We start from the raw sequence: 10,183 nt of genomic DNA on the forward strand, positions 1-10,183 counted from the left end.
TTGTCATCTCTGATGAAGATTTTCGTCACTCCACCAGCAATAATTTATAAAGCGGTTGATTCTCTTCAACCAAATCGGCAAGCGTGTAGTTATCCAGTTCCGTAAGAAAACTTTGCACGGCCTTTGAAAGTGCCTGTTTCAACCGACAGGCAGGTGTGATGTGGCAAAACTCACTGCTGCAATTCACCAACGATAAGGGTTCCAACTCGCGCACCACATCACCAATACGTATAGCACTCGCCGGTTTACCCAGGCGAATGCCGCCATTTTTTCCACGAACAGCAGTCACGTAGCCGGCACGACTAAGTTGATTGATTATTTTGACCATATGATTACGGGAAACGCCGTAGACGTCAGTCACTTCAGAAATGCTGGTCATCCGCCCTTCTGGCAATGATGCCATGTAGATCAGCGCGCGTAATCCGTAATCAGTGAAACTCGTTAACTGCACATCAACCTCAAAAAAGGGAAAGCGGGAAAAAATACATTTACATTGATGATAAACCAGCCACAAGCTGTGTCGCTAATTTATTTCAGTTTGGGGAAGGAAAAAAGCGAGGATTTAACACTGTGTCGGATAGCGTAATGGCTTACCCGACACAGTAATGTATCACACTGCTAGCCCGGCAGGCAAAAGATCTGCCGGGCGTACCAGAATTACGCGTCGAACGGGTCGCGCAGAATCATGGTTTCAGTACGATCCGGACCAGTAGAGATGATATCGATCGGCACACCGGTCAGCTCTTCAATACGCTTGATGTAGTTCAGCGCTGCCTGCGGCAGACCGCTACGATCTTTCACGCCGAAGGTGGATTCAGACCAGCCCGGCATGGTTTCGTAAATCGGCTCAACGCCTTTCCAGTCATCTGCTGCCAGCGGAGTGGTGGTCACTTCGCGACCATCCGGCATACGGTAGGCCACGCAGAGTTTCACCTCTTTCAGGCCGTCCAGAACGTCCAGTTTGGTCAGGCAGAAGCCAGACAGAGAGTTCAACTGTACCGCACGACGAACAGCAACGGTGTCCAACCAGCCGGTACGACGGCGACGACCCGTTGTCGCGCCAAATTCGTTACCCTGCTTGCAGAGGAACTCGCCGGTTTCATCAAACAGTTCAGTCGGGAACGGACCTGCGCCAACGCGAGTGGAGTAAGCTTTGAGGATACCCAGAACGTAATCAACATAACGCGGCCCCAGGCCGGAACCGGTCGCCACGCCACCCGCAGTGGTGTTGGAAGAAGTTACGTACGGATAAGTACCGTGGTCGATATCCAGCAGCGTACCCTGCGCACCTTCGAACATGACGAAATCGCCACGTTGACGCGCCTGGTCGAGCAGGTCAGAAACGTCAACCACCATAGAAGTCAGGATGTCAGCAACCGCCATCACATCATCCAGAACTTTCTGGTAATCAACCGCTTCAACTTTGTAGTAGTTAACCAACTGGAAGTTGTGATATTCCATCACTTCTTTCAGTTTTTCAGCGAAGGTTTCTTTGTCGAAAAGGTCGCCAACACGCAAACCGCGACGTGCTACTTTATCTTCGTAGGCCGGCCCGATACCACGACCCGTGGTGCCGATCGCTTTCGCACCACGCGCTTTCTCACGTGCGTTATCCAGCGCCACGTGATAATCAAGGATCAGCGGACATGCTTCAGACAACAGCAGACGCTCACGAACGGGGATGCCACGGTCTTCCAGTTCTTTCATCTCTTTCATCAGCGCAGCCGGAGACAGCACAACACCGTTACCGATGATGCTGGTTACATTCTCGCGAAGAATACCTGATGGAATAAGATGGAGAACGGTTTTTTCACCGTTGATTACGAGAGTATGGCCTGCGTTGTGACCGCCCTGGTAGCGTACAACATATTTAGCCCGTTCAGTCAGAAGATCGACGATCTTACCTTTACCTTCGTCACCCCATTGGGTGCCCAGTACGACGACGTTGTTACCCATTTTTCAAAATCACCGTTTGCTTAAAAATGGATTCTACCATCGCTTTTTCAGAGTTACAGCACTTTTTGCATCCAAAAATGACCTTAGTCAGTCTATTTTTTGCTCAGCCAATCGTTTTCCTCAACATGTAGTAGACCACAACGCCCGCAACCACAAGTCCACCGCCAAAACGGCGTAAAATATTATCGGGTAAATTGGTCATCGCGGAGATCATCTTCTTCCACGCCTGTGGGTAAAGCATCGGCCCTAAACCTTCCAGCACCAAAACCAGAGCAAGCGCCAGCCAGATTGTCGAATTCATTCATTATCCTTATAGAAAAAGAAAACCACCGACATCCCTGAGGATGCGGTGGCTTTATTTACCTGTACCGCGGTCGTTATCTTAACGCGTCGTGGAGCTCGGCGTCTTCATGTAGCGGAAGAAATCGCTGTCCGGGCTCATGACCATCACGTCCTGATTGCCAGAGAAACTGTTCTCATAAGCACGCAGGCTACGAATGAACGCATAGAAGTCTGGATCCTTGCTGAATGCGTCTGCAAACAGCTTGGCAGCTTCAGCATCGCCTTCACCGCGCATGATACGGCCCTGACGCTCTGCTTCTGCCAGCGTTCTGGTGACTTCATAGTCAGCAGTCGCACGCAGTTTTTCTGCTTCTTCCTGACCTTGCGAACGATGACGACGTGCTACCGCTTCACGCTCGGCGCGCATACGGTTGTAGATCGCTTCAGACACTTCGGTCGGCAGGTTGATCTGCTTAATACGCACATCGACAACTTCAATACCCAGCGCCGCCATACTGTTCGGGTTGATGACCGGAACTTTGCCCTTCGTCTCAGCCGTCACGCGCTCTGCCGCTTCAGCAATGGCGTTATCTGCCGCAGGGGTAGTAACTTCATCTTCTGTACCCGCAGAACCGGAGTTCAGCGCGTCACGCACTTCCAGGGTCAGGCGACCACGAGAATCAGTGACGATGTCTTTCACATCCAGACGACCAATTTCAGAACGCAGACGGTCAGAGAACTTACGTTTCAGCAGCACTTCTGCTTGCGAAATATCGCCGCCGCCCGTTGCCAGGTAGTAACGGCTGAAATCGCTGATGCGCCATTTGATGTAAGAGTCGACGATCAGGTCTTTCTTCTCTTTGGTCACAAAGCGGTCTGCCTGGTTGTCCATGGTCTGAATACGCGCGTCGAGCATTTTCACCGTTTCAATGAACGGTATCTTGAAATGCAGACCCGGTTCATAAACCAGAGGTTTGTTGTCATCGTCACGCAGTACCTTACCAAAACGCAGCGTAATACCGCGCTCACCTTCTTTGACGACAAAGACAGACATGTAAAGCACTACCAGCACGATGATGATAATCGCGATAACTGACTTACGCATCGTTATTCCCCCTGACGCTGGTAGTCGTTACGCTGCGCGTTGGCGCGGCGTTGGTCCATAATATCGCCCTGACTGGTGGACGACGTGTTGCTTGCTCCACTGGTTGTGGAGGAAGAGGCTGGCGGCAGACGCAGCAAGTTGCTGGCACCGTTGTCGCTCTTCGCCGCAGGCGCGTTGCCGCCTTTCAGCATCTGGTCTAACGGCAGAACCATCAGGTTGCCACCTTTATCGTTAACCAGCACTTTGCGGGTGTTACCCAACACTTTTTCCATCGTCTCGATATACAGACGCTCGCGAGTAATTTCCGGCGCGGCTTTATATTCCGGCAGAAGTTTAGCAAAGCGCGCCACTTCACCCTGGGCTTCCAGGATAGTCTGAGCCTTGTACGCACGCGCCTCTTCGAGGATACGTTGCGCCTGACCGTTCGCACGCGGCTGAACTTCGTTGGTATACGCCTCTGCTTCACGAATGTATTGCTGTTCGTTTTCACGCGCAGCAATCGCATCGTCAAACGCGGCTTTTACTTCTTCCGGCGGACGAGCGGCCTGGAAGTTGACGTCCAGCAGCGTGATACCCATGTCATACGGACGAATCGTCTCTTCCAGTTCGCGCTGGGTATCGCTACGAATCACAGTACGACCTTCCGTCAGAATGCGGTCCATGGTGTATTTACCGATAACTCCACGCAGGGCGCTGTCGGTAGCCTGACGCAGACTGTCATCCGGGCTGGTCACGCTATACAGGTATTTTTCCGGATTGGTTACGCGGTACTGCACGTTCATCTCAACGCGCACCACGTTTTCGTCCGACGTCAGCATCACACCGGAAGCAGCCAGTTCACGCACGGCTTCTACGTTCACCGGTTTGACTTCGTCGATAAACGTCGGTTTCCAGTTCAGACCCGGCTCAACCAGATGGCTGAATTTACCAAAGCGTGTTACCACGCCACGTTCGGCTTCTTTAATGGTGTAGAAACCACTGGCCGCCCAGATAATGACAATCGCTGCCGCTGCGATGGTAACGACACGACCGCCAAGCTGCGGGCGCGGACCTTGCGATGAACTACCACCGCCAGACCCAGTGCCTTTGCCGCCGCCCAGTCCACCGAGCTTTTTGCTCAGTTTGCGGAAGATATCATCTAAATCAGGTGGCCCTTGATCACGACCGCCTTTGTTTCCATTTCCCTCAGAGTTGCCGCCAGGTTTGCTGCTTCCCCACGGGTCGCGGTCTTGTCCGTTATTACCGGGCTGATTCCACGCCATGTTTGTGCTCCATATTTGTTATGCGGTGATCCCTGTTGTCTTTCGACGCCAGAGGATATGACTCCACGCTTCAGACGCTTTGCCGGTTAGATCAGGTAATCGATCAACGCCGGTTCTTGTTTACAGAGGCGACGCCAGTCAATGATCGGCATACGAACTTGCAGACTTACGCTGCCGTCCTCCTCCATCCACTCTTTTTCTATTGCCTGAAGCTGATAAAAACGGCTTCTCAGACGCCCTTCCTGCGGCGGCAAACGCAATGTATGCTGCGCCACCTCACCGGAAAGCCGCTCCGTCAAAGCCTGAAAAAGCTGTGGTATCCCCGCTCCGGTCTGCGCGGAAAGCCAGACACGAATCGGTTTGTTCTCTTCATCTCGATCAATACGCGGTTCGAAATCGTCCAGCATATCGATCTTGTTCATCACCAGCAGGGTTGGGATCTCGTGAGCATCGATCTCTTCAAGAACCGTATTCACCGCTTCGATGTTCTCCTGTACGCGCACATCTGCCGCATCAATGACGTGCAGCAGCAATGTGGCTTGCCGCGTCTCTTGCAACGTGGCTTTAAACGCCGCCACCAGATCGTGCGGCAAGTGGCGAATGAACCCTACGGTATCCGCCAGTACGGTTTCACCGACATCCGCGACGTCAATACGCCGCAACGTAGGGTCGAGGGTGGCAAACAACTGGTCTGCCGCATAAACCCGTGCTTCGGTGATGCGATTGAAAAGGGTAGATTTACCGGCGTTGGTATATCCCACCAGCGAAACTGTAGGAACGTCGGCTTTGATGCGCGATTGCCGCCCCTGCTCACGCTGCTTTTCAACTTTTTCCAGGCGCGACTGTATCTGCACAATGCGATTACGCAACAAACGACGGTCGGTTTCGAGCTGGGTTTCGCCCGGCCCACGCAAACCGATCCCGCCTTTCTGTCTTTCAAGGTGGGTCCAACCACGCACCAGGCGCGTGGCCAGATGGCGCAACTGCGCCAGCTCAACCTGCAACTTACCCTCATGAGTACGTGCACGTTGGGCGAAAATATCTAAAATAAGACCAGTGCGGTCGATAACACGACATTCGCACAAACGCTCCAGGTTACGCTCCTGCGCCGGACTCAGTGCATGGTCAAAAAGAACGACCGAAGCACCCGTCGCTTTTACGGCTTCCGCAATTTCAACGGCTTTACCTTCACCAACAAAATACTTTGGGTGCGGCGCTTTACGGCTACCGGTAATCACCTGCAATGCTTCGACACCGGCGGAAGAGACCAGAGATTCAAACTCCTGGAGGTCTTCCATATCTTTGTCTTGCGTAAAATAGATGTGTACCAGCACCGCCTGCTCACCAGCATCATAACGGTCAAACAAGCGTATAACCCTCTAAATAGATCAGCGGGGAACGCAGGATCGCTGGCTCCCCGTGTAAAAAAACAGCCCAAAACCTTATTCGGTTTCTTCGCTGTCCTGTTGCGCGGAAGTATTCTGCGCGCTGCTACCATGATGGTAGTTACTGCTGGTACTGCCACCGGCGTTGTTACTGTGATGAGAAACCGGGCGAGACGGGACAACAGTAGAAATCGCGTGCTTATAAACCATCTGGCTGACCGTGTTTTTCAACAGGATCACGAACTGATCAAAAGACTCGATTTGTCCTTGCAGCTTAATACCATTCACCAAATAAATAGAAACTGGAACACGTTCCCGACGCAGTGCGTTCAGGAACGGATCTTGTAAAGATTGCCCCTTAGCCATTCTCTCTTTTCCTTATATGCTTATTTGTACTTTGAACCTTTCGATTCTGAAAAAATTGCGCACGATACGTCTCAATTGTACACATTCAGCCTGCGATAGCACCAACAACCTGTAATACTTCGTCACGCGCCTGTTCTGGTTTTTCACTGTCAAGCCAGTGAACCCCTTCCCAACCACGCAGCCAGGTTATTTGCCGCTTCGCCAACTGTCTCGTGGCGCAAACACCTCGATAAACCATTTCATCGTATGAGATTTCGCCTTCAAGGTAAGACCACATCTGGCGATAACCCACGCAACGAATGGAAGGCAAATCCGTATGCAAATCTCCTCGGGCAAAAAGCGCCCGGACTTCTGCTTCAAAACCTGAAGCCAACATCTGATGAAAACGCTGCTCAATTCGTTGATGGAGCAGTTCACGGCTCGCCGGGGCGATGGCGAACTGATGCACCTGATACGGTAGAGCGTCTCCTGACGTTTGCGTCAGTTCCGTTAAAGTTTTACCCGAAATGAAAAAAACTTCCAGTGCCCGGGAAAGCCTTTGTGGATCATTTGGATGAATCCTTGCTGCCGCAACCGGATCGATCTCCTGAAGTTGACGGTGCCATGACTCCCAACCTTGCTCTGCCGCCTGTTGCTCAATTCTGGCCCGTACTTCCGGGTCCGCCGACGGTAGCGGCGACAACCCTTCCAGTAACGCCTTGAAATACAACATCGTACCGCCTACCAACAGCGGGATCCGCCCCGCCGCGGTGATATCGGCCATTTCTGCCAGCGCATCGCGGCGAAAATCAGCAGCCGAATAAGCCTGCGACGGATCGCGAATATCCAGCAATCGGTGCGGCGCGGCGAGTAACTCTTCAGCGTTCGGCTTCGCCGTCCCGATATCCATCCCTTTGTAAATAAGGGCAGAATCAACGCTTATCAACTCTACTGGTAAAATTTTACGCAGCTCAATAGCCAGCGCCGTTTTACCGGAGGCCGTTGGCCCCATCAAAAAAATTGCCTTAGGCAGGCTCGCCTTACTGATATCACTCATCTTTCAGGGCTTTTATCGCCGGATGTAAATCAACAGATTGTAACAGACCACCCGGCGGCGTTTTCACAAGCTGAGGACATAACCGTTCTACGTCCGCCAGTAGGGTAATGGCTTGTGCCATTGACCACTGTGCATGTTCGCTCGTCAGATTTCGTGCAATCCACTGCGCAATATTGCCATGTTCGAATACGGACTGCTTTGCCAGGTAGCCTATCAGTTCAGGAATCAAGATTTGTAAATTTTGTTGGCGTAAGGGTAAAGGCACGGCCCTGATGGTCACATGCTGCGCATCGGACTGATATTCAATGCCTAACTCTGCCAGTGCAGACTGCGCTTTTTCTAATGCCGATTTTTCTTCGCCAGAGACTTTTAGCCGCAACGGAATAAGCAACGGCTGGGCGCAAACTGGCGATTCACCCGGTGTCAGTTGCACCTGACGCAACCAGCGTTCCGCTACCGGCAGGGCTAAAAGTGAAATTTTGCCGTCGCGTTCCAGCAGCGCACAGTCAGAATGGACGATAGTCAGCACCCGACCAAAGCTTTGACCATTCGCTGCCAGCGTAAGTTCCTGCGGTTCTGACGCTTTTGGTTTGTGCATTGGCGCAGGCGTTTGCAAAAGCTGGCGATACACTTCGCCTTGCTGTTTCTGGTAGCCTGGCTGTGCGTTCGGCCACGGAGCGGCCTGGCGGCTGCCTGTTGCTGGAGCAGGAGAGTAGCGCTGGGCTGCTGGCTCACGAACTGCCGGTTCAGCGAAATGATTACGCCCTGCTGCCACGCGGTTTTCTGGTACAGGACGCGGTGCTGGCTGAGCGTTACCCTCCAACGGCAAAGGCGTTTCCAGTTGCTGTTGCAGCACGCTTAACACGCCCTGATAGATAAAATCATGCACCAGGCGCGACTGATGAAAACGCACTTCGTGTTTGGCAGGGTGCACGTTAACATCCACCTGATGCGGGTCGATCTCAAGATACAACACAAACGCCGGTTGTTGGTCGGCCCCCAGTTTATCTTCGCAGGCCTGGCGAATCGCGTGATTGATCAGGCGATCGCGCATCATGCGCCCATTCACGTAGCAATACTGAATTTCTGCCAGCGCGGGCGTGGTATGAGTCGGATCTACGACCCAGCCGTGCAGCGTGAGGTCACCGTGCTGCCATTCAATCGCCAGCGCATGTTCGAGAAAAGCGGTGCCACAAATCGCCCCTAAACGGCGCTCTTTTTGCCCGCCTTCCGGCACCGCGCGGTACTGGCGCATGATTTTGCCGTTATGTGACAGGTTGATGGTCACATCGAAACGCGCCAGTGCAATACGCCGGATAATCTCATCAATATGGTTAAATTCCGTTTTCTCGGTGCGCATGAATTTGCGCCGCGCCGGGGTGTTGTAGAACAGATCCAACACTTCCAGCGTCGTTCCCACCGGATGGGCAGCAGGTTTAACCGTCACATCCATATCACGCCCTTCGGCATAAGCCAGCCAGGCTTCCTGCTGTTCCGCGGTGCGCGAAGTGAGTGTCAGGCGGGAAACCGAACTGATACTCGCCAACGCCTCACCGCGAAAGCCCAGGCTGATAATGGCTTCGAGATCGTCCAGAGAGGCGATTTTACTGGTGGCATGACGCGCCAGCGCCAGCGCCAGTTCATCTTTTTTGATACCGCAGCCGTTATCACGAATGCGGATAAGTTTCGCCCCACCACGTTCGATATCAATATCAATGCGCGTCGCCCCCGCATCGAGGCTGTTTTCCACCAGTTCTTTGACTACCGACGCAGGTCGCTCGACCACCTCACCTGCGGCAATCTGGTTCGCCAGTTGTGGCGGTAAGACCTGAATTGGCATCAATAATCCTTAGTTTGGCAGCGTGCGATCTGACGTCGTGGCAGTACTGGCTGTCTGCGCAGTTGCGCCCTGAGGCGCAGACTGCATCGGATGCGCAAGGAAATAATTGCGCAGGCCGTTGTAAATGGCTTCTGCCAACTGCTGTTGATAATCGTCGCTCGCCAGCAAACGCTCTTCGCTGTTATTGCTGATAAAACCGGTTTCGACCAGTACTGACGGGATATCCGGCGAACGCAGAACGCCAAGGCTGGCGTGTTCTGGTCGACGTTTATGAATTTCGCCAATGCGTTGTAACTGGCTGATCATACTGGTCGCCACATCATACCCTACCCGCTGGGAATGACCGAACTGTAAATCCAGCACTGCCTGGCTTAAGTACGGATCCGACTGGCTGTTTGCCAGCACATCACCAGCACCGCCCAGCAACTCTGACTGTTTCTCGTGCTGTTCCAGCCAGCTTGCCATTTCACTGTTTGCGCGACGGTTCGAGAGCACCCATACAGAAGCGCCGGTGGCACTGCGGTTCGGTGCGGCATCGGCGTGAATCGACACGAGGAAATTGGCGTTTTGCTTACGTGCGACGTCACTACGCCCCATCACCGAAATAAAGTAATCCCCGTCACGGGTTAAAACCCCCTTAAACATCGGATCGGCATTGAGCAAAGTACGCAATTTACGCGCGATGGCGATGGTGACATTTTTCTCCCGCGTACCGCCAGGGCCGATAGCGCCTGGGTCCTGACCGCCGTGCCCGGCATCAATGGCGATGACAATTTTATCGCCAGTGTTAGCCGTCGCGCGCGCTGCCGGACGCGTTACCGTATTGCTGCTGATGACACCTGTTGTGCGGTTGCTTTCAGTTTTAAACGGATTGCGCGCAGGTTCACTTACGCGCGGTGCGACAACCGTAGGTGTTTCAACGCGTTTAGCAACCACAGGTGGTGGAGGGGG

At 53.1% G+C, this 10,183-nt stretch carries 10 protein-coding genes; all 10 read right to left on the minus strand.

Annotated elements, in window-relative coordinates; genetic code table 11:
• Positions 1–25 precede the first annotated feature (25 nt).
• Positions 26–451, minus strand: coding sequence for a nitric oxide-sensing transcriptional repressor NsrR (gene nsrR / locus C0K55_RS08400; protein ID WP_001177639.1), 426 nt, complete (start codon positions 449–451; stop codon positions 26–28).
• Between the two features lie 206 nt (positions 452–657).
• On the minus strand, positions 658–1,956 hold the full coding sequence (gene purA / locus C0K55_RS08405) for an adenylosuccinate synthase (RefSeq protein ID WP_000527967.1): 1,299 nt from the start codon (positions 1,954–1,956) through the stop codon (positions 658–660).
• Positions 1,957–2,059: 103 nt separating this feature from the next.
• Positions 2,060–2,257, minus strand: coding sequence for a DUF2065 domain-containing protein (locus C0K55_RS08410; protein WP_001089300.1), 198 nt, complete (start codon positions 2,255–2,257; stop codon positions 2,060–2,062).
• Between the two features lie 81 nt (positions 2,258–2,338).
• Complete coding sequence (gene hflC / locus C0K55_RS08415; protein ID WP_064525789.1) at positions 2,339–3,343, minus strand: protease modulator HflC; 1,005 nt, start codon at positions 3,341–3,343, stop codon at positions 2,339–2,341.
• Positions 3,344–3,345: 2 nt separating this feature from the next.
• Positions 3,346–4,605, minus strand: coding sequence for an FtsH protease activity modulator HflK (gene hflK / locus C0K55_RS08420; protein WP_000312488.1), 1,260 nt, complete (start codon positions 4,603–4,605; stop codon positions 3,346–3,348).
• A gap of 86 nt (positions 4,606–4,691) precedes the next feature.
• On the minus strand, positions 4,692–5,972 hold the full coding sequence (gene hflX, locus C0K55_RS08425) for a ribosome rescue GTPase HflX (RefSeq protein WP_000460354.1): 1,281 nt from the start codon (positions 5,970–5,972) through the stop codon (positions 4,692–4,694).
• A gap of 75 nt (positions 5,973–6,047) precedes the next feature.
• On the minus strand, positions 6,048–6,356 hold the full coding sequence (gene hfq / locus C0K55_RS08430; RefSeq protein WP_001051887.1) for an RNA chaperone Hfq: 309 nt from the start codon (positions 6,354–6,356) through the stop codon (positions 6,048–6,050).
• 85 nt (positions 6,357–6,441) lie between these two features.
• Positions 6,442–7,392, minus strand: a complete 951-nt coding sequence (gene miaA, locus C0K55_RS08435; RefSeq protein WP_024193623.1) for a tRNA (adenosine(37)-N6)-dimethylallyltransferase MiaA — start codon at positions 7,390–7,392, stop codon at positions 6,442–6,444.
• Entirely contained in the window at positions 7,385–9,232 is a 1,848-nt protein-coding gene (gene mutL, locus C0K55_RS08440; protein ID WP_105266264.1) for a DNA mismatch repair endonuclease MutL, read from the minus strand. The genes miaA and mutL overlap by 8 nt, the downstream gene beginning before the upstream one ends.
• A 9-nt stretch (positions 9,233–9,241) precedes the next feature.
• A partial coding sequence (gene amiB / locus C0K55_RS08445; protein WP_105281941.1) for an N-acetylmuramoyl-L-alanine amidase AmiB occupies positions 9,242–10,183 on the minus strand: 942 nt, incomplete at its 5' end.

Source organism: Escherichia sp. MOD1-EC6098 (genome assembly GCF_002965865.1).
Taxonomy (GTDB): Bacteria; Pseudomonadota; Gammaproteobacteria; order Enterobacterales; family Enterobacteriaceae; genus Escherichia; species Escherichia marmotae.

Excerpts from the sequence above, each read along its gene's own strand:
- miaA (WP_024193623.1), bottom strand. The coding sequence starts at position 7,392 with ATGAGTGATATCAGTAAGGCGAGCCTGCCTAAGGCAATTTTTTTGATG.
- hfq (WP_001051887.1), bottom strand. The coding sequence starts at position 6,356 with ATGGCTAAGGGGCAATCTTTACAAGATCCGTTCCTGAACGCACTGCGT.
- hflC (WP_064525789.1), bottom strand. The coding sequence starts at position 3,343 with ATGCGTAAGTCAGTTATCGCGATTATCATCATCGTGCTGGTAGTGCTT.
- mutL (WP_105266264.1), bottom strand. The coding sequence starts at position 9,232 with ATGCCAATTCAGGTCTTACCGCCACAACTGGCGAACCAGATTGCCGCA.
- purA (WP_000527967.1), bottom strand. The coding sequence starts at position 1,956 with ATGGGTAACAACGTCGTCGTACTGGGCACCCAATGGGGTGACGAAGGT.
- hflK (WP_000312488.1), bottom strand. The coding sequence starts at position 4,605 with ATGGCGTGGAATCAGCCCGGTAATAACGGACAAGACCGCGACCCGTGG.
- C0K55_RS08410 (WP_001089300.1), bottom strand. The coding sequence starts at position 2,257 with ATGAATTCGACAATCTGGCTGGCGCTTGCTCTGGTTTTGGTGCTGGAA.